Source organism: Rhodanobacter sp. UC4452_H20, assembly GCF_052978205.1.
Genome location: NZ_CM129662.1, coordinates 607365 through 626395, shown reverse-complemented (window position 1 = coordinate 626395; position 19031 = coordinate 607365). Strand labels below are relative to the sequence as shown.

The following is a 19031-nucleotide window of genomic DNA, read 5'->3' as shown; positions in this document are numbered from 1 at the left end:
TGGAACCTCGATGAACTCACTGAACGATCTGCTTGCCAACAACCGCCGCTGGGCCGATCAGGTCACCACGCAGGACCCGACCTTTTTCGAGAAGTTGTCGCAGCAGCAGGCGCCGCAGTATCTGTGGATCGGCTGCTCGGATTCGCGCGTTCCGGCCACCCAGATCGTCGACCTGCCGCCGGGCGAGATCTTCGTGCATCGCAACGTCGCCAACGTGGTGGTGCACACCGACCTCAACGCGCTCAGCACGATCCAGTTCGCGGTCGACGTGCTCAAGGTCAAGCACATCCTGGTCGTCGGCCACTACGGCTGCGGCGGCGTCGGCGCGGTGTTGAAGGAGAGCCGCCTCGGCCTGATCGACAACTGGCTGCGGCACATCACCGACATTGCCCTGAAGCACTCGGACAAGCTCGACCCGAACCAGTCGTTCGCCCTGCGCCACGCCCACCTGTGCGAGTTGAACGCGCTGGAACAGGCGCTCAACGTCTGCCACACCACGGTGGTGCGTGAAGCCTGGGAGCGTGGCCAGCAACTGGCCGTGCACGCGTGGATCTACGGCCTGGACAACGGTCACATGCACGACCTGGGGCTGGACGTGCGCGGCCGCGAACAGTTGCCCGAAGCCTATGAGCAGGCGGTGGCCCAGCTGACCCGCCGCTGGACCGGCGGCGCATGAGCGGCGCGGGTATCCGCACCGACGCCGCGCCGCAACCGGTGGGCGCCTATCCGCACGCGCGGCGGGTCGGAGATTTGCTGTTCCTGTCCGGCGTCGGCCCGCGTCAACCGGGCAGCAATGCCATTCCCGGCAACGTCCACGACGCGGATGGCCGTCTGCTCGACTACGACATCGAGGCGCAATGCCGACAGGTGTTCGCCAACGTGCGCGCCGTGCTGGAAGCCAGCGGTGCGCAGTGGACCGATCTCATCGACGTCACCGTGTTCCTGACCGACATGGCGCGCGACTTTGCGACCTACAACCGCCTCTACGCGGAATATTTCGCCGGCGTCGACGCCTGCCGCACTACGCTGGGCATCCACAGCCTGCCCACGCCGATCGCGATCGAGCTCAAGTGCATTGCCGCGCTGCCGGCACAAAAAAACCCGCCGACCTGAGTCGGCGGGGCACTGAAGCCAGAACCTTTCCAGGCCGGCGCGGGATCAGCCCGCGGCCGGCGTGGCGGCGGCCTTCTTGTGGCTCTTGTGATGCTTGTGGGTCTTGTGGTGCGTCGTCGTGTGCGCAGCGGCTTTCGGCGCAGCTTCGGTCGCCGGGGCGGCCTTGGTTGCCACGGCAGCCTGCGCCGCGGGGGCGGCGGCCTGCGGGGCAGCAGCCTGGGCCAGCACGGAGCCGGAAAGCGCCACGCCCGCAACCAGCAGGGAGGCAATCAGAACATTACGCATCATGGTGACAAACCTCGGAGAAGAAATGCCGCGAGCCCGGCCGGAACCCGGCGCCTCGGGTGGCGCGACGGCAAGACAATGCGGCGCACAGGACATACGGCTGCTGAATGCAGCAGGCCATTTCGGTGCGCCGGATCGCGCCGGATCTTGACAGTCGAAAAACGCTCCGGCCGCCGGCAATTTCTTGCGTTCAGTCCAGACAGGTGCGCAACAAGGATTCGATCAACGCCTGCACCTGCGACGCCTTCGACGCGTCATAGGCAAAGCTCGCCTCGTCCATGTAGTTGAGCTGCACCAGCTCCAGTTGCACCGCCTGCACGCCGGCGTCCGGGCGACCGTAATGACGGGTGATGTAACCGCCCTTGAAACGCCCGTTGATCGCAACGCTGAAGCGCGACTGCGCCTGCAGGCCATCGGCCAGGCGCATCTGCAGGGCGGCATCGCAGCTCGCCCCGTTTGCCGTACCGAGGTTGAAATCCGGCAGCCTGCCCTCGAACAGCATCGGCACGCGACTGCGGATCGAATGGCCTTCCCACAGCACCACGCGGCCGTGTTCGGCCCGCAACCGCGCAAGTTCCTGCGCCAATGCATCGTGGTAAGGCTGCCAGTAATCGTTTATCCGCCGTTGAACTTCGGCCGCGTCGGGCGCATCGCCGTCGCGGTACAAGGGCTCGCCATCGAAGCCGATCAACGGCACCAGGCCGGTCTCGCGCTGGCCCGGATACAGCGCATGGCCATCGGCAGGCCGATTGAGGTCGACCACGTAACGCGAGGCGGCAGGTTTCAGCACGCTGGCGCCCAGCGCCTCGGCCAGCGGCTCGTACAACCGCGCCACGTGCCAATCCGTATCGGGCGAGCGCCGCGCGGCCGGGGGCATGCGCGCGGCGATGTCGGCGGGAATGAAGCTGCCATCGTGCGGCAGGCTGATCAGCAGGGGTACGCGGCCCCGGTGCAAGGTGAACGTGTCCATGGGGGTAGTCTAAGGGCCGGGATCAGGGTTGGGGAGTCGAAAGCCAAAGCCCGCATGCGGCCGCTCCCCCGAATCCCGAGTCTTCGATCGCGACCACTAATCCATCAACACCAGTTCTTCCGCCGAGGTCGGGTGGATCGCCACCGTGGCATCGAGATCGCGCTTGCGGATGCCGCGCTTCAGGGCTACCGCGAACCCTTGCAGCATCTCGTCGGCACTCGCGCCCAGCAGATGAATGCCGACGACGCGTTCGTCCTCGCCAACGCACACCAGTTTCATCAGGCTCTGCTCACGCTTGCCCACCAGCGCCCAGGCCATGGGCGTGAAGCGGCTGCAGTGGATGCGCACCGCGTCGCCGTGGCGCTCGCGGGCCTCTTCCTCGGTAAGGCCGACGCGACCCAGCGGTGGCTTGGAGAACACCACGCTGGGGATGTTGCGGTAATCCAGCCGCGACTCGTCCTGCCCGCCGAACAGGCGGTCGGCGAGCGCGCGCCCGGCGGCCACCGCCACCGGGGTCAGCGCATGCCGGCCGGTGACGTCGCCCACCGCGTGGATGCCCGCGACGTTGGTGTCCTGCCAGGCATCGGTCGTGACGTGGCCCTTGTCGTCCCGCTTCACGCGGACAGTATCCAGACCCAGCGATTCGGTGTTCGGCACGCGCCCCACCGCCCACAGCACCGCGTCGTAGGGACCTCGCGTGCCGGCAACGGCAGCGTCGTCCAGCACGATGCCATCGTCGGTGCGACGTGCGCCGCGCACGTCGGTGTCCAGCTGCACGGCGATGCCCTGGCCATGCATGTGTTCGCGCAGGGCGCGCACCAGTTCCGCGTCGAACCCGCCGAGCAGGCGCTCGCGCGCCAGCATCTCGACGCTGCAGCCGAGCGCCCGCAGCAAGCCGGCGAACTCCGACGCCACGTAACCGCCGCCGACGATCGCCACGCGCGCGGGCGCGGCGTCGAGCGCGAAGATGTCGTCCGACACCAGACCCAGATCGAAGCCGGGGAGATCCAGCCGACGCGGCCGTGCGCCGGTGGCGATCACCACGTGCGGCGCCTGCGCACGGTGGCCATCGGCCAGCTCCACCGTGTCCGTCGCGACGAATCGCGCGGCTTGCCGCACAAGCTCGACACCGGCCTGCTCCAGCCGTTCGGCATAGCGACGGTCGATGCCTCCGATGTAGGCCACGCGCACCTCGCGAAAGTGCCGCCAGTCCAGCGGCCCGGGCTGTGCATCGAACCCCAGCGCTGTCGCCCAGCGCTGCTCCTGCGCCCATTGCGCGGCGATCCACATGGCCTTCTTCGGCACGCAGCCGCGATGGACGCACGTGCCGCCCAGTTCTCGCGGCTCGACCAGGGCCACGCGGGCACCATGCCTGGCTGCGCGAAAGGCCGTGGCCAGGCCGCCGGAACCGGCGCCCAGCACGATCAGGTCATGGCTTGCCGTCATCGCATGCTCCTCGGCGTTCGTGGAAGGCGCCGACGGATGGCGCCGCGATCGCTACAGCCCGAAACGCGAGGGTGCGTAGGGGGTGGCGTCGAGCAGCGCCGGCGTGCCGGCCAGCAGCGACGCCACCAGTTCACCGGTGGCCGCCGACATGCTCACCCCCAGCATGCCATGGCCGGTGGCCAGGCACAGATTGGTCCAGCGCGTGCTGGGGCCGATGATCGGCACTTCGTCGACGCTCATCGGTCGCCAACCCCACCATTCCTCCAACAGCCGGCCACCGGCCGGTTCGCGCAGGTTCGCGGCGGCGCCGCGGCGCAACGCGTCCAGACGGGTGCGATTGAGCCCGGTGCGGTAGCCGGAGAACTCCATCGTGCTGCCCAACCGGAAACCGTCGCTCCAGCAAGTGACGCAGACGGAAGGTTCGCGCAGGCTCAGCGCACGGCGCGGCGCCAGCGCGGGACGATCCCAGGTGATCGAATAACCCTTGCCCGGCTGCATCGGCAGGCGCAGCTCCAGTTGTCGTGCCAGCAGCGGCGACCACGCGCCCAGCGCCATCACGATGCGCTCGCCGCGGAACGCTCCGCGAGAAGTGCGCACGCCGGTGATCCGCGTACCGTCGGTGATGAAGCCCTCGATGCACGCACCGCTCTCGATCGTGCCGCCGCATTCGAGCACGCGGCGCGCCAGCTCGGCCGCGTAGCGGTCCGGCCGCAGCGAGGCATCCTGCGGATGCAGCACGCCGCCGGCCACGCCCGGTTTCAAGGCCGGCTCCATCGCCTCGACCTCGGCGCCGTCCAGGCGCTGCACCGTCACGCCGAGTTTTTCGAGCAGCGCCGCATGCCCCTTCTCGTCCGCCTGGCGCAGCCGGTCCGTGCGGTAGACATGCAAGGTACCCTGCTCGCTGAACTCGCAGTCGAGCCCTTCGTCACGCACCAGCTCGCCGAGCAACCGGCGCGAGCGCTGCAGGATCGCCAGCCGCGCATGGGTCGCCGCATGGAAGTCGCTCCAGTTGCAATGGCGCGCGAAACCCAGCAGCCAGCGCAGCCGCGGCCCGTCCAGGCGCGGGTCGAGATACAGCGGCGCGTCCGCGTGGACGATCGACCGCAACGCGACGCCGATCATTCCCGGCATGGCCAGCGACGCCGCATGGCTGGGCGTGATGGTGCCGCAGTTGCCGTGCGAACTGCCGCAACCGGGCGTGCCCTGCTCCAGCACGCGCACGCTGGCACCGGCCTTGCGCAGTTGCAGCGCACAAGCCAGCCCGATGACGCCGCCACCAAGGATCAACACATCGTCGCGATCCGAATCCATCGACGGATTGTAACCAGCTGCGCCGATACCGCGGCATGGCCACAACTGCACCAACTTGTGAGAACTTTCTTCCAACCCATTGATTTGATAACCTCAGCCCGACTCAAGCCGGGACCCCGCCATGCGCATGGACCGAACACGCCGCGTCACGTCGATCGCCGCCGCCCGGCGCATGACGCACGCCTTGCTGCTCGGCGCCATGCTCGCGTTGCTGGCCGCTTGCGCCAGCGCGCCGCACCATCGCGAGCCGACCTACAGGACTTCGCATTCCGCGCTGGCCGACCTGCCGCCACGCGCACCGTCAGCCGCCAGCGCGGGCGAAGCCAACGACATCCTGTTCCGCGCGATCGGCCTGGTGGGCACGCCTTATCGCTGGGGCGGCAACACGCCGGCCGGCGGCTTCGACTGCAGCGGGCTGGTCGATTACATCTACCGCACGGCGGCCGGCATCGCCCTGCCACGCACCTCGCACGCCATGGCCTCGATGCGCGCGCACAAGGTGAAGCGCATGACCCAGTTGGCCAGCGGCGACCTGGTGTTCTTCGACATCGGCGGCAGCATCAGCCACGTCGGCGTGTACGTCGGCAAGGGGCGTTTCGTGCATGCGCCGAACAGCGGTGGCACGGTGCGGCTGGACGACATCGACGGGCCGTACTGGGGCGATCATTTCGCGTACGGGAAGCGGGTGCTGGATTGAGGGGCCACACGGGCCGGAACCCTGCAGGAGCGCACCTTGTGCACGATGCCTTTCGTTACGCGGCGAAGATCGTCGCGCACAGGGTGCGCCGCTGCACGAATTGCCGGCCCTCATCCGGACCTTTCACCCGCAGTGGGACTTCCGCGGGTCGCCCGGGCTACCCCTCTCCAACGCTCCCGTGGAAGGGAGAGGGCCAACGAATGACGGCGCCCGAGGGCGCCGTCATTGCCTTGATTCGATATCCCCTGCTCAGTGCTCCGCACTGCCCGGCGGATGGGCATGGCCGTGCTGGAGTTCTTCCTCGGTGGCCTCGCGCACCTCGCCGATGGCGACATCGAAATGCAGGTCCTTGCCGGCCATCGGATGGTTGAGATCCACGTCGATCGTGCTCATGCCGACCTTGTGCACGGTGACGGCGCGCTGGCCGCCCTGCTTCAGCTGCAGCACGGTGACCATGCCGGGCTTGAGTCGGCTGGCCTGCGGGAAGTACTTCTTGGACATGCGCTGGATCTGGCCTTCCTGGCGCTCGCCGTAGGCGTCCACGGCGGCCACGTCCACCGCGAGATTCTCGCCGGCTTCGTGGCCTTCCAGGGCGGCTTCCAGACCGGGAATCAGCTGGCCGTGGCCAAGCAGCACCCACAACGGCTCGTCGCGGTCGTGCGAGCTTTCGACCTTGTCGCCGGCCACCGTCAGCGTGTAGTGCAGGGAAACCACCTTGTCCTTTCCAGCTTTCATCATGTGTCTCGCAAGAGGGCGCAAACCGGCGATTCTATCAGGAGTGCGACCTGCCAAAGCGCGTACCGCGCACCTCCGGCCCCAGCCAGGCCAGCAGCGCCAGCGCGACGGCGACCACGGCCATCCACCCCGCCATCACCAGCGCATAGTTGCCGCCGCTGCGGTCGGCCAGCCACGATTGCGCGGTGGCCGTGCTCGCGGCCAGAAGATTGCCCAGCTGGTAGGCGAAGCCGGGCAAGGTGCCGCGCACGTCGTCGGGCGACAACTCGTTGAGGTAGGCCGGCACGATGCCCCAGGCCCCCTGCACCATCACCTGGATGAGGAACGCGCCCAACCCGAGCAGCACCAGCGAGCCGCCATGCGTCCACAGCGGAATGCACGGCAAGGCCAGCAGCGCCGCCACGATCATTGCCCGCCGCCGACCGATGCGTTCGGACCAGGCGCCGAAGCTCAGACCACCGAGGATGGCGCCTGCGTTGAGCAGCATCGTCAGCACGGTCACCGCGCCGACCTGCAGGTGCAACTGCGATTTGAGGAAGGTCGGATACATGTCCTGCGAGCCATGGCTGAACATGTTGAACGCCATCATCAGCAACATCATGTACAGCAGTCGCTTCCATTGCCCGCGCATCGAATCGCGCAGGCTCCGCCGCTGCCTGCCCACCTGTCCCGCCTGCCACACCGGCGACTCGGGCACCTTGCTGCGCAGATACAGCACCAGCAACGCCGGCAGCACGCCAACGACGAACATCGCGCGCCAGCCCAGGCCCAGCACGTCGAATACCACCCAGTAGGCGATCGCGCCGAGAAAGTAGCCGCACGGGTAGCCGCTCTGCAGCAGCCCGGAAACCATGCCGCGGGAACGCGCCGGGATGCTCTCCAGCGCCAGCGAAGCGCCGATGCCCCACTCGCCGCCCATCGCGATGCCGAAGGCGAAGCGCAGCACCAGCAACACGGTCAGCGTCGGCGCGAAGGCGCAGGCGAGTTCCAGCAACGAGAACAGCAGCACGTCGAACATCAGCACCGGCCGGCGCCCGTAGCGATCGGCCAGCCTGCCGAACAGCAGAGCGCCGAGCGGGCGGGCCGCCAGGGTCAGCAAAATGCCCAGCGTCACCTCGGTCTTGTGCACGTGGAAATCGTCGGCGATGTCGCCCAGCACGAACACCAGCAGAAAGAAGTCGAACGCATCCAGCGTCCAGCCCAGGAAGCTCGCCGCCACCGTATGCCGCTGGGTGACATCGAGTTGGCGCAGGGGTGCAAACCATGACATCGCGGAACTCCAGGGAGCGGCCGTCGGCCAGCGCTGCGCACGGTATGCACGAGGCCGGCCCGCCACGCAACCCCGCACCGTCCCGGCAAGCTTGCTAGGCTGGCCGCATCTTCGGCACGCGGGACGCGCATGGACCGTCACACCCGGCAACGCATCGCCCGGCTCTATCAGGGCAGCCTGCAGCGTGGCTATGTGCGCGGCAAGCTGGCCAGCGACCCGGTCTACGCGGCCGTGGCGGCGCGGATCGACGGCACCGCATTGCCGCTGCTGGACATCGGTTGCGGCATCGGCCTGCTGGGCCAGTACCTGCACGCGCAAGGCCACCACCAGCCCTACCTCGGGCTGGACCACGACTCGCGCAAGATCTTGGCGGGCCAACGTGCGGTGCAACGCGCGGGACTCGATGCCATGATGCGGCTGCAACAGGCCGACGCCGCCGAACTGCCCGCGCAGCAGGGCCATGTCGCCCTGCTCGACGTACTGCACTATCTGCCCGCCGTGCGCCAGCCGGCCCTGCTGCGGGACGCCGCCCGGCACCTGTCGCCGCAGGGCTGCCTGATCATCCGCAACGTACTGCGCGAGGCCAACTGGCGCTTCCACGCCACCCGCGTGGAGGAGTTCTTTCTGCATGCCTCCGGCTGGATTTCCGGCGGTGCGCAGCATTATCCGAGTGCCGACGAATTGCGCGAGCCAATCGAGCAGGCGGGGCTGGAGGTGCGCATCGAGCCGTTGCGTGGGCGCACCCCGTTCAACAGCTACCTGGTGGTGGCGCACCACCCGCGCTGACTCCTGCCCGAAGGGGCAGACGCCGGCGCGTCGAATCCGCTATACTTGTCGGGCCGTCGTCTTCACGATGGCAGCGGCACCTGCCGCCCCCCTTCCCTTTGCTTCGCAACACGGTATGAACACTCCGGGTTGCCCAGGAGTGTTTCATGTCCTTCGATTCGCTGGGCCTTGCGCCCGCGTTGTTGCGTGCGCTCGCCGATTACGGCTACGCCAATCCCACCCCGATCCAGGCCGCGGCGATCCCGCCGGCGCTGGAAGGTCACGACCTGCTCGCCGCCGCCCAGACCGGCACCGGCAAGACCGCCGCGTTCGCCCTGCCCCTGCTGCAGAAACTGTCGACCAGCGGGCAGACCATGACCCGCCGCCCGCGCGCACTGATCCTCACCCCCACCCGCGAGCTGGCCGCGCAGATCCACGAGAACATGCGCGACTACGGCAAGCACATCCACGTCAGCGCCACCACCATCTTCGGCGGCGTCGGCATGGGTCCGCAGATCAATGCGCTGCGCCGCGGCGTGGACATCGTCATTGCCACCCCGGGCCGGTTGATCGACCACCTGCAGCAGCGCACGCTCGACCTCTCCGCGGTGGAAACGCTGGTGCTGGACGAAGCCGACCGCATGCTCGACATGGGCTTCCTGCCGGCGCTGAAGCGCATCCTGCAGGTGGTGCCGAAGAAGCGCCAGACCCTGCTGTTCTCGGCCACCTTCGCACCGGCGATCAAGACGCTGGCGATGGAGTTCATGCACAACCCGCGCGAGATCTCGGTCTCGGCGCCGAACACCGTGACCGCCCTGGTCAGCCACCAGGTGCACCCGGTGGACGCCTCGCGCAAGCGCGACCTGCTGCTGCACGTGCTGTCGCAGGACAGCCGCCGCCAGAGCCTGGTGTTCAGCCGCACCAAGCACGGCGCCGACAAGCTGGTCACCTACCTCAACGCCTCGGGCCTGCGCAGCGCCGCGATCCACGGCAACAAGAGCCAGAACGCGCGCACGCGCGCCCTCAGCGATTTCAAGAGCGGCCGCGTCACCGTGCTGGTCGCCACCGACATCGCCGCGCGCGGCATCGACATCGAGCAGTTGCCGATCGTGATCAACTTCGACCTGCCGTCGGTGGCCGAAGACTACGTGCACCGGATCGGCCGTACCGGCCGCGCCGGCATGGAAGGCCTGGCGCTGTCGCTGGTCAGCCATGACGAATCCGGCTTGTTGTTCGACATCCGCAAATTGCTCAAGCAGGACATCGCGATCACCGCCGTGGCCGGTTACGAGCCGTCCGCCCCGCTGCGACTGGATGCCGGCGCGCCGCGTCCGAAGCAGGGTGGCGGCGGTCAGCGCCAGCAGTCGCGGGCACCGCGCCAGGGCAAGCCCGCCGGCGCGGCACGGCCGAACGGCTACGCGCCGCAGGGCCGCGGCGATCACGCCGCCGGCAACCAGCGCCGCCGCAACAACCGGCGCCCGGCGGCCAAGGCCTGAGCAAGCCGACACGCGCCGAGTCTCCCGCGGCAGGAGCCCGCTTGCGGGCGATGCTCTTTTCCTCGCGGCTCCGGGGCAACGGTATCGCCCGCGAGGGGGCTCCTACAGCAAGCCCAGCGCCCCGGCGTGGTGCCGCAGGTGGTCGTCGATGAAGCTGGTGATGAACCAGTAGCTGTGGTCGTAGCCGGCGTGCCGGCGCAGCAGCAGGGCCTGTCCGGATTCGGCGCAGGCCTGGTCGAACAGTTCCGGTTTCAGCTGCGCTTCGAGGAAGCCGTCGGCCTCGCCCTGGTCGATCAGGATGGTGCCGGGAAAGGTCTGCCGCCGCACCAGTTCGCAGGCATCGTGCGCGACCCAGGCCGCCGGGTCGTCGCCCAGGTAACGCGGCAGCGCCTTGCGCCCCCACGGCACCTGGCTGGGGGCCACGATCGGGGCGAAGGCCGACACCGAGCGATAGCGTGCAGGATTGTTCAAGGCCAGGGTCAGCGCGCCGTGGCCACCCATCGAATGGCCGCAGATGCCGCTGCGCGCGAGGTCGGCCGGGAAATGGGTGCCGATCAACGCGGGCAGTTCGTCGACGACGTAGCTGGCCATGCGGAAGCGCGTCGACCACGGTGCCTCGGTGGCGTCGAGGTAGAAGCCGGCGCCTTCGCCGAACTCCCAGTCGCCGGTGGCGCCGTCGAAGCCGGTATCCCGCGGGCTGGTATCGGGCATCACCAGGATCAGGCCCAGTTCGGCGGCCAGCCGCTGGGCGCCGGCCTTGATCGTGGCGGTTTCCTCGGTGCAGGTGAGGCCGGCCAGGAAATACAGCACCGGACACTGCTGCCGCGCCGCCTGCGGCGGCTGGTAGACGGCAAAGCGCATGGGGCCGGCACAGGCATGCGATTCATGCCGATAGAAGCCCTGCACGCCCGCATGCAGGCGCTGTTCGGAAATCGTTTCGATGGCCATGGCTTTGTACTGTCCTGGTCGCGCGAACCGCCAGCATACTTGGCCGCCACGATGGCAGCCCGTTCAGGCTTGCCGGCCACGCGCGTCGGCAGAGACTGGTAGAATCCGCCCCTTGCGCGTCTCATTCACGGCGCTGCGTTCCGCTCCGAGGTTTCCCCATGTCATCCCCCACTTCCGACCACGCCCCGGTCCCGTCCGGCTTTGGCGCGCTGGCACTGCACCCCGACGTTCAGCGCGTGCTGGCCGACGTCGGCTACGAGTCGCCCTCGCCGATCCAGGCCGCCACCATTCCGCCGTTGCTGGAAGGCCGCGACGTGCTGGGCCAGGCGCAGACCGGCACCGGCAAGACCGCCGCGTTCGCCTTGCCGATCCTCTCGCGCATCGAGCGCCGCGCCGGCAAGCCGCAGGCGCTGGTGCTGGCGCCCACGCGCGAGCTGGCGATCCAGGTAGCCGAGGCGTTCCAGACCTATGCCGCGCACGTCCCCGGCTTCCAGGTGCTGCCGATCTACGGCGGCCAGAGCTACGGCCCGCAGCTGCATTCGCTCAAGCGCGGCGTGCACGTCGTGGTCGGCACGCCCGGCCGCGTGATCGACCATCTGGACAAGGGCACGCTGGACCTGTCGGAGCTGAAATTCCTGGTGCTCGACGAGGCCGACGAGATGCTGCGCATGGGCTTCATCGACGACGTCGAGAAGGTGCTGCAGGCCACCCCGCCCGTGCGCCAGGTCGCGCTGTTCTCGGCGACCATGCCGGTGCCGATCCGCAAGATCGCGCAGCGGCATCTGAAGGACCCGGTCGAAGTCACCATCAAGTCCTCGACCACGACCGCGGCGAACATCCACCAGCGCTACTGGTTCGTCAGCGGCATGCACAAGCTCGATGCCTTGACCCGCATCCTCGAGGCCGAGCCGTTCGACGCGATGATCATCTTCGCGCGCACCAAGCAGGCCACCGAGGAGCTGGCCGAGAAGCTGCAGGCGCGCGGCCTGGCCGCCGCCGCGATCAACGGCGACATCGCCCAGGCACAGCGCGAGCGGGTGATCCAGCAGCTGAAGGACGGCAAGCTCGACATCCTGGTCGCCACCGACGTGGCCGCGCGCGGGCTGGACGTGGAGCGGATCAGCCACGTGCTGAACTACGACATCCCGTACGACACCGAAAGCTACGTGCACCGCATCGGCCGCACCGGCCGCGCCGGGCGCAGCGGCGAGGCGATCCTGTTCGTCAGCCCGCGCGAGCGCGGCATGCTGCACGCGATCGAGCGCGCCACCCGCCAGCCGATCGAGCAGATGCAGTTGCCGTCGGTCGAGGTGGTCAATGATGTACGCATCGGCAAGTTCAAGCAGCGCATCAGCGACATGCTGGCGCAGGGTGATTTGGGCCAGTTCCAGCAGCTGATCGAGCAGTACGAGCAGGAACACAACGTGCCGGCGGTCGAGATCGCCGCCGCGCTGGCGCGCATCGCCCAGGGCGACCAACCGCTGCTGCTGGCGCCGCCGCCCAAGCGCGAGAAGTACGAGCCGGCCAAGCGCGAACACCAGCCGCGCGAGCGCGACGGTGCCAGCCGCACGGCCCGCGAGCACAAGCCGCGCAGTCACGAGGGCGCGCCACCGCGCGAGTTCGCGGCGCGCCCGCTGCGCGCGCATGCCACCGAACAAGGCAAGCGCACCTATCGCATCGAAGTCGGCCACGAGCACGGCGTCAAGCCGGGCAACATCATCGGCGCGATCGCCAACGAGGCCGGCCTGGACAGCCAGTACATCGGCCGCCTCAGCATCCGCGACCACTACAGCCTGATCGACCTGCCCGACGGCATGCCGAAGGAAATCTTCGAGCACCTGAAGAAGGTGTGGGTGGTGCAGCAGCAGTTGCGCATCCACGAGTGGGACGGCAACGACACCGGCTCAGCGGCACCGCCCGCACACCACGCCCCCAGCCACAAGCCGGGCGGCCACAAACCCGGCGGATTCAGGCCAGGCGGCGCCAAGCCACGCACAGGCAGCAAGCCACCACCGCGCAAATAAGGCGCGCGCCCGGCAGTCGAGGCCGCTCAGGCACTCTGCGGCAACGGCGGCTCGCCGGCATCGAAGGGGTCGAGCCAATCCTCCGGCTGCAGCACCGGCAAACCGTGCGCCAGGCGCGCCTTGTCGCACTGCGGGCTGGCCGCACCAAACTCCCACGAGGGCTGCACCTCGCGGCACACCGATGGCCGCAGCGGATAGATACCGCATTGCGCGGCCTCGCCCACCACGCCCTGCAAGGCGGTGCAACGCGGCTGTGCGGCCTGCGTGCCGCGCATCACGACGCGGTGCGGATCGAGTTTCTCGGTCAGCTCCGGCGGCACCTTGCCGCCCAGGAACGCCTCCGTCTCCGACCAATGGAAGGCCACGCGGAAATACGCGCAGCAGGCACCGCAACGCAAACAGGGATGCAGCATCGAATCGAACCCGGGCGCAGCTCATGGCGCACCCCGCGGCGCGCAGCGGACGATTCTAGAGCGTCCGCAACCCGCCGCACGGCAGACCACGCGATGCGTTCAACACGCGCTCAGGGTTCACCCGCAAACGTGTTGCACTGACTCACGTCGCCGCTGCCGAAGCCGGTCTTGAACCATTTCACCCGCTGCGCCGAGGTGCCGTGGGTGAAGGTGTCCGGCCGCACCCGGCCCTGCGACTGCTGCTGCAAGGCGTCGTCGCCGATGTGGCTGGCGGCGTTCAGGGCCTCCTCGATGTCGCCCGGCTGCAGCCAGTTCAACTCGCGCTGGCTGTGGTTTGCCCACACGCCGGCGTAGCAGTCCGCCTGCAGCTCCTGGCGCACCGACAGGCCGTCGGCGCCATCCATCGGCGCGCCGCGGCGGCGTGCCTCGTCGACCTTGTCGAACACGCCGGTGAGCTTCTGCACGTGATGGCCCACCTCGTGGGCGATCACGTAGGCGCGGGCGAAGTCGCCGGACGAATGCAGCTCGTCCTGCAATTGCTGGAAGAAGGCCAGGTCGAGGTAGACCTTCTGGTCGGCCGGGCAATAGAACGGCCCCACCGCGCTGGTCGCGCCGCCGCAGCCGGTGCTGACGCCGCCGCTGAACAGGTGCAGCTTCGGCTCGACATAGGTCATGCCACTGGCCTGGAAGATCTCCCCCCAGGTCTGCTCGGTCGAATGCAGGATCGCGCTGACGAAGGCCTGTTGCTCCGGATCGACCTGGGCCGGCGTGTCGGACGACGGCGCGTAGGACGCGCTGCCGCCCTGATCGAGCAGGGCCATGGGATTCTTGAAGAAGACCCAGCCCAGGATCGCGAGCACGATCAGGCCGCCGATGCCCATCCGGCCGCCACCGCCGCCGAAGCGCCGACTGCCGCCATTGCCGCCGATCTCGACGTTGCTGCTGCTGCCACCTTTTCGCCAATCCATGATGTCCTCGCCGGGCGCCGTGCGGTGGCGCCATCGTGCGACGATAGCGCCACGCCCGCGATCGCGCCAAGCGGCACGCCACCGATACCCCATCTGCCGAGGACCACCATGACCCAGTTGCCCGCCCTGGTTACCCTGCTCACTATCCTGCTGCTGTTCGGCACCAGCTGGCTGGTGGGCCGCGCCCGCGGCAAATACGCGATCAAGGCACCGGCCACCAGTGGGCACCCGATGTTCGAGCGAGCCTACCGCGTGCAGATGAACACGCTGGAACAGACCGTGATGTTCCTGCCCACGCTGTGGCTGGCGGCGACCTACGGCTTCACCGGCTGGGCCGGCATTGCCGGACTGGTCTGGGTGGCGGGACGGGTGTGGTACGCGGTGGCGTACATGGCCGAGCCGGCGAAACGCGGCCCCGGCTTCGGACTGGCCTCAGTCGGCTGGATCGCCTTGCTGGTGATGGCCGCCATCGGCGTGGTGCGCGCGATGGCGGTAGGCTGACGCGCTTGCCGTCAATCCGGCAACCCCGGCGCCACGGCGCTCAAGGCCCATACGCGATGTGGCACCGCCAGCGGCTCGTGCGGATGACGGCTGGCCAGCATCGCGGCCAGTTCCCCATCGAAATGCTTCACCTTGGCCGCATCCAGTACGGCGCCGATACCGGCGCTGGCACGGATCCGGCCGCGCCAGGCCTCGTGGCTGTAGGGGATGTCCAGGTCGAACGACCAGGTGCGCAAATCGGTGAAACCGGCCTCGGCCACATCCTTCAACCAGGCCGGATACAGGCCGCTGCCGCTGTGCAGGGTCCAGCCGGGATTGCAGGCCAGGATCAGCCGCTCGGTGTCCTGCACGATGTTGCCGTTCAACGGCAGCCAGTCGAAGTGGGCAATCAGCAAGTGTCCGCCCGGGCGCAACCAGCGACGCACCAGGGCCGCGGTGCGTGCGCGCTCGAACCAGTGCCAGCACTGCCCGGCGGTGACCAGGTCGAACGAGGCCGGCGGGAAATCCGCGTTCTCGACCCGCGCCCGCACCTGCTTCACCTGCACGCCGGCAGCCCGGTCGAGCTCGGCCGCCTGCGCCAGCAGCGGCGCCGAATGATCCAGCGCGGTGACCGTGCAGCCGCGCAACGCCAGGCCCCGGGCGACCGTGCCGGTGCCGCTGCCCAGGTCGAGCGCCTGCTGGCCGGCGCGCGCCGTGCCATCCTGGAAGATGCGTTCAAAGAACGCTTCGGGAAAACCCGCCCGATGGCGTACGTAATCGTCGGCCGTCCTGCCAAAGTCGATAGCCATCGCGCGCCCCCTGATGCATCGGTTCCTGCCACGATGTTACGCCATGCGGCCGGTAGCGACCGTGTCGGATGGCCGATTGCGCGGGAGCGCGGCCACGGACTAGCGTGCTGCCAGGAACGCCGTGCCGCTGCGGCGCGGCTCGTCACTCGCCGCAGCTGAGGAAGCCTCGACCATCGACATCCGCCCCGCCACCACCGCTGCGCCGACGGCCCCCGGACCGTGGATGGCACTGGGCTGGATCGTGCTTTATTTCGCCCTGCAGGCAGCCGGCAGCAGCGTGCTGGTGGTCCTGCTGGCCATCGCCACCGGCCACCTGCACGACTGGCACGGCGTGGCCGATTTCACCGTGCGCATCCGCGAAACCCTGCAGCCGCCCGGCATGCAGGCGCTGCTGGTGATGCTGACGCTGGGCCTGGCGGCAGCCACGATCCTGTGGCTGGTGTGGCGTCGCTCGCCGCGGCTGTGGTCGCTGGCGCAGCCGCCGGGTTTCGGCTTCGTGCGCCCGTCGCGGCTGGGCTTTCTCGCGCTGGCGGTGGTCATCGGCCTGCTCGCACCAGTGCTCGGCGGCTGGCTGACGCACTGGCTGGCGCAAGGCCACCCGGTCACCCAGAACATCCAGCAACTGGGCGAGAACACGCCGCTGGGCTGGCGCATTCCGCTGATGCTGATGGTGGCGAGCCTGGGGCCGCTGGTGGAAGAGCTGCTGTTCCGCGGCGTGCTTCTGTCTTCGCTGCAGCCGCGTTGGGGTCGGTTCGGCGCCGCGGTGCTGAGTTCAGCGGTATTTGCGACTGCCCACCTGCCCGGGCTCAACTGGCAGGTGTTCGCGCTGCCCGCCCTGTGGCTGCTGGCGATGGCGCTGGCCTGGCTGCGCCTGCGTTCGGGCTCGATCTGGCCCGGCGTGATGGCACACGCGGCAAACAACGCACTGGCCACGGCGGCGTGGTTCCTGGCGGCTCACGCAGGCTGACCCGCGATCAATCCGCAAACTTGCGCAGCGCCTGTGCGGTCTCGAACAAGGGCAGGCCCATCACGCCGGAATAGCTGCCGGCGAGGTGTTCGACCAGGGCCGCGCCACGGCCCTGGATCGCGTAGCCACCCGCCTTGCCGAATGGCTCGCCGGTGTCGACGTAGGCGGCGATGGCCGCCGCATCCAGCGCCGCAAAGCGCACCTGCGACACGCTGACCGCCGCCAGCTCGCGCCGGTTCGCCACCAGCCACAGCGCCGAGATGACCTCATGCGTGCGTCCGGCCAGCCGGCCCAGCATCGCCGCCGCATCCCGCGCATCGCGCGGCTTGCCGAACACCTCGCCGTCGAGCACCACCTCGGTGTCGGCACCCAGCACCACCGCGTCGGCGGCATCAGCGCCGAGCGATGCCAGCCCCGCACGCGCCTTGTCGTGCGCCACCCGCTGCACGTAGGCCAGCGGCGACTCCGCCGCGTCGCGACACTCCACCACCTCGACATCAATGACGGCGAACTCGACGCCGAGCTGCTGCAGCAACTGCCGCCGACGCGGCGACTGGGAAGCGAGATGAAGCATGGACAGTTCCGGCGTGACGATCCCGGCAGCATAGCCGTCTCACAGCCCCAGGCTGTACTCGCAGAAGCCCGATTCGCGCCGCCAGCCCAGTGATTCGTACAAGGCCTGCGCCGGCGCATTGTCCAGCGCCGTGGACAGCGACAGGCTCGCCGCACCCCGTTCGCGCGCCTGCTCGGCCGCCACCCGCAACAACGCACCCGCCACCCCGCGTCGGCGCGCCGACCGGGCCACGAACAAGTCGTTGAGCAGCCATGTGCGCACCGCGCGCACCGACGAGAACAGCGGGTACAGCTGGGTGAAACCCAACCCCGTGCCGTCATCGTCGCGCGCCAGCAGGATCAGCGATTCGCCGCGCTCGATGCGCTCGGCGAGAAACGCCCGCGCCCGCGGGAGGTCGGGCGACTGGCGGTAAAACTGGCGATAGCCGTCGAACAACGGCACCAGGGTGTCGAGGTCTGCCATCGTGGCGAGCTGGATGCGGGTTGGCATGGCGGGGATTCGGGATTCGGGATTCGGGATTCGGAAAACCATAGCTCGCCCGGGCCCGCAACGCGATGTTGCATGCATCCACCAATCCGTGACGGGTACTTCGCCCAGCCGCAAACTCCGTTCGCCCTGAGCGCAGCCCAGCGGAGTCGAAGGGCTCACCACGCCATGCCCAGGGAGAACGACGAAAGGGTCGGGCGAAACGACCGGGCAGGAGGCCCCACCTTCACCCCCGGTGATACGGATGCCCCGCCGCGATCTTGCACGCGCGATACAGTTGCTCGGCCAGCACCAGCCGCACCAGCATGTGCGGCAGGGTCAGCGGGCCCAGCGACCAGCGCTGGTCGGCGCGCGCCAGGACTTCGGGTGCATGACCGTCGGGACCGCCGATCAGGAAGGCGAGATCGCGCCCACCCATGCGCCATCCCGCCAGCTGTTCGGCCAGGTCCTCGCTCGACCAGGCCTTGCCGCGGCCATCAAGTGCGATCGCGTGGGCGTCGTGCGGCAAGGCGGCGAGTAGCGCGGCGCCCTCGTCCTGGATCGCCCGCGCATCGTCGCGGCCCTTGCCGCGCAGGCCGGGCTTCAGTTCGACCAGCTCCAGCGGCAGTTCGTGCGAGAGCCGCTTGCGGTATTCGGCGAAGCCTTCCGCCACCCACCCGGGCATGCGTTCACCGACCGCGATCAGGCGCGCGCGCATGGTCCGCTCTCATGAAATGACACGCGCGCAGCGCCGCGTTCGCTTCCTCTCCCCTGCGGGGAGAGGATTGAGGTGCGGGGCCACTCCTGCGACGCACCCCACACGAAATTCAGCCGGCTTGCGCGGCGTCGGCTTCGTGCCCGTGGTCACCCACCGTCCACAGCCGCTCCAGGCCGTAGAACTCGCGGATGCGGGGCAGCATCACGTGGACGATCACGTCGCCCAGGTCGACCAGTACCCATTCGCCCTCGGTCTCGCCTTCCACGCCCAGCGGCATCACGCCGGCCTTCTTGGCGAATTTGCCGACTTCGTCGGCAATGGATTTGACGTGGCGGGCGGAGGTGCCGGAGGCGATCACCAGCAGGTCGGCGATGGAGGTCTTGCCGCGGACGTCGATCTCGCGGATGTCCTTGGCTTTCAGTTCTTCGAGCGCGTCGATGACGCACTTGCGCAGGGTGGCCGTGGTGACGGCCGGGGTGCTACGAGCTGTGCTCAAAAGGGTGGGCCTCGATGCAGGATCGCCGCGCAAAATGGCGCGGGCGCAGTATAACCGCCCAGCCGTGACGGCAAGTCAAGC

The 19031-nt window shown here is 68.8% G+C and carries 22 protein-coding genes; 8 read left to right on the top strand and 14 right to left on the bottom strand.

Annotated elements, in window-relative coordinates:
• The first annotated feature begins 10 nt into the window (after window positions 1-10).
• Together can and ACVCMC_RS02985 are read left to right on the top strand one after the other, a co-directional pair.
• Window positions 11-676 carry a carbonate dehydratase gene (gene can, locus ACVCMC_RS02990; protein ID WP_395119221.1) on the top strand — a complete coding sequence of 222 codons (666 nt, stop codon included), beginning with the start codon at window positions 11-13 and terminating at the stop codon, window positions 674-676.
• Window positions 673-1113: a RidA family protein gene (locus ACVCMC_RS02985; protein ID WP_395119223.1), complete on the top strand. Its 441-nt coding sequence runs from the start codon at window positions 673-675 to the stop codon at window positions 1111-1113. Before can ends, ACVCMC_RS02985 begins: the two co-directional genes overlap by 4 nt.
• 45 nt (window positions 1114-1158) lie before the next feature.
• Here the strand turns inward: ACVCMC_RS02985 and ACVCMC_RS02980 are convergent, their stop codons facing one another.
• The 4 genes from ACVCMC_RS02980 to ACVCMC_RS02965 all read right to left on the bottom strand — a co-directional run bounded on the left by ACVCMC_RS02980 (window position 1159) and on the right by ACVCMC_RS02965 (window position 5125).
• Window positions 1159-1401: a hypothetical protein gene (locus ACVCMC_RS02980; protein ID WP_447098631.1), complete on the bottom strand. Its 243-nt coding sequence runs from the start codon at window positions 1399-1401 to the stop codon at window positions 1159-1161.
• Between the two features lie 187 nt (window positions 1402-1588).
• The gene (hutG, locus tag ACVCMC_RS02975) at window positions 1589-2368 is read right to left on the bottom strand and encodes an N-formylglutamate deformylase (protein ID WP_447098630.1); all 780 of its coding nucleotides are present in this window, start codon (window positions 2366-2368) and stop codon (window positions 1589-1591) included.
• A gap of 96 nt (window positions 2369-2464) precedes the next feature.
• Entirely contained in the window at window positions 2465-3814 is a 1350-nt protein-coding gene (gene gorA / locus ACVCMC_RS02970; protein ID WP_447098629.1) for a glutathione-disulfide reductase, read from the bottom strand.
• A 51-nt stretch (window positions 3815-3865) separates the two neighbouring features.
• Entirely contained in the window at window positions 3866-5125 is a 1260-nt protein-coding gene (locus ACVCMC_RS02965) for an NAD(P)/FAD-dependent oxidoreductase (RefSeq protein ID WP_447098628.1), read from the bottom strand.
• Window positions 5126-5297: 172 nt separating this feature from the next.
• On the opposite strand from ACVCMC_RS02965, the gene ACVCMC_RS02960 reads away from it, so the two are divergent.
• Window positions 5298-5822 carry a C40 family peptidase gene (locus ACVCMC_RS02960; protein ID WP_395121408.1) on the top strand — a complete coding sequence of 175 codons (525 nt, stop codon included), beginning with the start codon at window positions 5298-5300 and terminating at the stop codon, window positions 5820-5822.
• Between the two features lie 249 nt (window positions 5823-6071).
• On the opposite strand, the gene ACVCMC_RS02955 is transcribed toward ACVCMC_RS02960, so the two are convergent.
• Together ACVCMC_RS02955 and ACVCMC_RS02950 are read right to left on the bottom strand one after the other, a co-directional pair.
• Window positions 6072-6557: an FKBP-type peptidyl-prolyl cis-trans isomerase gene (locus ACVCMC_RS02955; RefSeq protein ID WP_395121409.1), complete on the bottom strand. Its 486-nt coding sequence runs from the start codon at window positions 6555-6557 to the stop codon at window positions 6072-6074.
• A 37-nt stretch (window positions 6558-6594) separates the two neighbouring features.
• Window positions 6595-7827, bottom strand: coding sequence for an MFS transporter (locus ACVCMC_RS02950; protein ID WP_447098627.1), 1233 nt, complete (start codon window positions 7825-7827; stop codon window positions 6595-6597).
• A gap of 129 nt (window positions 7828-7956) precedes the next feature.
• Here ACVCMC_RS02950 and ACVCMC_RS02945 point away from each other — a divergent pair, with 129 nt between their 5' ends.
• Both ACVCMC_RS02945 and ACVCMC_RS02940 read left to right on the top strand, forming a co-directional pair.
• Window positions 7957-8613, top strand: coding sequence for a class I SAM-dependent methyltransferase (locus ACVCMC_RS02945; RefSeq protein WP_447098626.1), 657 nt, complete (start codon window positions 7957-7959; stop codon window positions 8611-8613).
• A gap of 146 nt (window positions 8614-8759) precedes the next feature.
• Window positions 8760-10088: a DEAD/DEAH box helicase gene (locus ACVCMC_RS02940; RefSeq protein ID WP_395119237.1), complete on the top strand. Its 1329-nt coding sequence runs from the start codon at window positions 8760-8762 to the stop codon at window positions 10086-10088.
• 102 nt (window positions 10089-10190) lie between these two features.
• Here the strand turns inward: ACVCMC_RS02940 and fghA are convergent, their stop codons facing one another.
• Window positions 10191-11036, bottom strand: coding sequence for an S-formylglutathione hydrolase (gene fghA / locus ACVCMC_RS02935; RefSeq protein ID WP_447098625.1), 846 nt, complete (start codon window positions 11034-11036; stop codon window positions 10191-10193).
• A gap of 158 nt (window positions 11037-11194) precedes the next feature.
• Here fghA and ACVCMC_RS02930 point away from each other — a divergent pair, with 158 nt between their 5' ends.
• On the top strand, window positions 11195-13060 hold the full coding sequence (locus ACVCMC_RS02930) for a DEAD/DEAH box helicase (protein WP_447098624.1): 1866 nt from the start codon (window positions 11195-11197) through the stop codon (window positions 13058-13060).
• A 26-nt stretch (window positions 13061-13086) separates the two neighbouring features.
• Here ACVCMC_RS02930 and ACVCMC_RS02925 read toward each other — a convergent pair whose 3' ends face one another.
• Window positions 13087-13473 carry a YkgJ family cysteine cluster protein gene (locus ACVCMC_RS02925; RefSeq protein WP_395119243.1) on the bottom strand — a complete coding sequence of 129 codons (387 nt, stop codon included), beginning with the start codon at window positions 13471-13473 and terminating at the stop codon, window positions 13087-13089.
• Between the two features lie 110 nt (window positions 13474-13583).
• Window positions 13584-14441 carry a KPN_02809 family neutral zinc metallopeptidase gene (gene ypfJ / locus ACVCMC_RS02920; RefSeq protein ID WP_447098623.1) on the bottom strand — a complete coding sequence of 286 codons (858 nt, stop codon included), beginning with the start codon at window positions 14439-14441 and terminating at the stop codon, window positions 13584-13586.
• Between the two features lie 108 nt (window positions 14442-14549).
• On the opposite strand from ypfJ, the gene ACVCMC_RS02915 reads away from it, so the two are divergent.
• Complete coding sequence (locus ACVCMC_RS02915; protein ID WP_395119247.1) at window positions 14550-14942, top strand: MAPEG family protein; 393 nt, start codon at window positions 14550-14552, stop codon at window positions 14940-14942.
• A gap of 11 nt (window positions 14943-14953) precedes the next feature.
• On the opposite strand, the gene ACVCMC_RS02910 is transcribed toward ACVCMC_RS02915, so the two are convergent.
• The gene (locus ACVCMC_RS02910) at window positions 14954-15730 is read right to left on the bottom strand and encodes a class I SAM-dependent methyltransferase (protein WP_447098622.1); all 777 of its coding nucleotides are present in this window, start codon (window positions 15728-15730) and stop codon (window positions 14954-14956) included.
• Between the two features lie 121 nt (window positions 15731-15851).
• On the opposite strand from ACVCMC_RS02910, the gene ACVCMC_RS02905 reads away from it, so the two are divergent.
• Window positions 15852-16697, top strand: coding sequence for a CPBP family intramembrane glutamic endopeptidase (locus ACVCMC_RS02905; RefSeq protein ID WP_447098621.1), 846 nt, complete (start codon window positions 15852-15854; stop codon window positions 16695-16697).
• Between the two features lie 7 nt (window positions 16698-16704).
• Here ACVCMC_RS02905 and ACVCMC_RS02900 read toward each other — a convergent pair whose 3' ends face one another.
• From ACVCMC_RS02900 to rsfS, 4 genes are all read right to left on the bottom strand, one after another.
• Entirely contained in the window at window positions 16705-17271 is a 567-nt protein-coding gene (locus tag ACVCMC_RS02900; protein ID WP_395119251.1) for a Maf family protein, read from the bottom strand.
• Window positions 17272-17310: 39 nt separating this feature from the next.
• Window positions 17311-17760 (bottom strand): N-acetyltransferase family protein, encoded by a 450-nt coding sequence (locus tag ACVCMC_RS02895; RefSeq protein ID WP_447098620.1) that lies wholly within the window; start codon window positions 17758-17760, stop codon window positions 17311-17313.
• A 223-nt stretch (window positions 17761-17983) separates the two neighbouring features.
• The gene (rlmH, locus tag ACVCMC_RS02890) at window positions 17984-18454 is read right to left on the bottom strand and encodes a 23S rRNA (pseudouridine(1915)-N(3))-methyltransferase RlmH (RefSeq protein ID WP_447098619.1); all 471 of its coding nucleotides are present in this window, start codon (window positions 18452-18454) and stop codon (window positions 17984-17986) included.
• Window positions 18455-18563: 109 nt separating this feature from the next.
• Window positions 18564-18950 carry a ribosome silencing factor gene (gene rsfS, locus ACVCMC_RS02885; RefSeq protein WP_395119254.1) on the bottom strand — a complete coding sequence of 129 codons (387 nt, stop codon included), beginning with the start codon at window positions 18948-18950 and terminating at the stop codon, window positions 18564-18566.
• Between the last annotated feature and the right edge of the window lie 81 nt (window positions 18951-19031).

What these genes read in the sequence shown, in the direction of transcription:
- can (WP_395119221.1), top strand. Translation starts at nt 11, where the DNA reads ATGAACTCACTGAACGATCTGCTTGCCAACAACCGCCGCTGGGCCGAT.
- ACVCMC_RS02985 (WP_395119223.1), top strand. Translation starts at nt 673, where the DNA reads ATGAGCGGCGCGGGTATCCGCACCGACGCCGCGCCGCAACCGGTGGGC.
- ACVCMC_RS02980 (WP_447098631.1), bottom strand. Translation starts at nt 1,401, where the DNA reads ATGATGCGTAATGTTCTGATTGCCTCCCTGCTGGTTGCGGGCGTGGCG.
- hutG (WP_447098630.1), bottom strand. Translation starts at nt 2,368, where the DNA reads ATGGACACGTTCACCTTGCACCGGGGCCGCGTACCCCTGCTGATCAGC.
- gorA (WP_447098629.1), bottom strand. Translation starts at nt 3,814, where the DNA reads ATGACGGCAAGCCATGACCTGATCGTGCTGGGCGCCGGTTCCGGCGGC.
- ACVCMC_RS02965 (WP_447098628.1), bottom strand. Translation starts at nt 5,125, where the DNA reads ATGGATTCGGATCGCGACGATGTGTTGATCCTTGGTGGCGGCGTCATC.
- ACVCMC_RS02960 (WP_395121408.1), top strand. Translation starts at nt 5,298, where the DNA reads ATGACGCACGCCTTGCTGCTCGGCGCCATGCTCGCGTTGCTGGCCGCT.
- ACVCMC_RS02955 (WP_395121409.1), bottom strand. Translation starts at nt 6,557, where the DNA reads ATGAAAGCTGGAAAGGACAAGGTGGTTTCCCTGCACTACACGCTGACG.
- ACVCMC_RS02950 (WP_447098627.1), bottom strand. Translation starts at nt 7,827, where the DNA reads ATGTCATGGTTTGCACCCCTGCGCCAACTCGATGTCACCCAGCGGCAT.
- ACVCMC_RS02945 (WP_447098626.1), top strand. Translation starts at nt 7,957, where the DNA reads ATGGACCGTCACACCCGGCAACGCATCGCCCGGCTCTATCAGGGCAGC.
- ACVCMC_RS02940 (WP_395119237.1), top strand. Translation starts at nt 8,760, where the DNA reads ATGTCCTTCGATTCGCTGGGCCTTGCGCCCGCGTTGTTGCGTGCGCTC.
- fghA (WP_447098625.1), bottom strand. Translation starts at nt 11,036, where the DNA reads ATGGCCATCGAAACGATTTCCGAACAGCGCCTGCATGCGGGCGTGCAG.
- ACVCMC_RS02930 (WP_447098624.1), top strand. Translation starts at nt 11,195, where the DNA reads ATGTCATCCCCCACTTCCGACCACGCCCCGGTCCCGTCCGGCTTTGGC.
- ACVCMC_RS02925 (WP_395119243.1), bottom strand. Translation starts at nt 13,473, where the DNA reads ATGCTGCATCCCTGTTTGCGTTGCGGTGCCTGCTGCGCGTATTTCCGC.
- ypfJ (WP_447098623.1), bottom strand. Translation starts at nt 14,441, where the DNA reads ATGGATTGGCGAAAAGGTGGCAGCAGCAGCAACGTCGAGATCGGCGGC.
- ACVCMC_RS02915 (WP_395119247.1), top strand. Translation starts at nt 14,550, where the DNA reads ATGACCCAGTTGCCCGCCCTGGTTACCCTGCTCACTATCCTGCTGCTG.
- ACVCMC_RS02910 (WP_447098622.1), bottom strand. Translation starts at nt 15,730, where the DNA reads ATGGCTATCGACTTTGGCAGGACGGCCGACGATTACGTACGCCATCGG.
- ACVCMC_RS02900 (WP_395119251.1), bottom strand. Translation starts at nt 17,271, where the DNA reads ATGCTTCATCTCGCTTCCCAGTCGCCGCGTCGGCGGCAGTTGCTGCAG.
- ACVCMC_RS02895 (WP_447098620.1), bottom strand. Translation starts at nt 17,760, where the DNA reads ATGCCAACCCGCATCCAGCTCGCCACGATGGCAGACCTCGACACCCTG.
- rlmH (WP_447098619.1), bottom strand. Translation starts at nt 18,454, where the DNA reads ATGCGCGCGCGCCTGATCGCGGTCGGTGAACGCATGCCCGGGTGGGTG.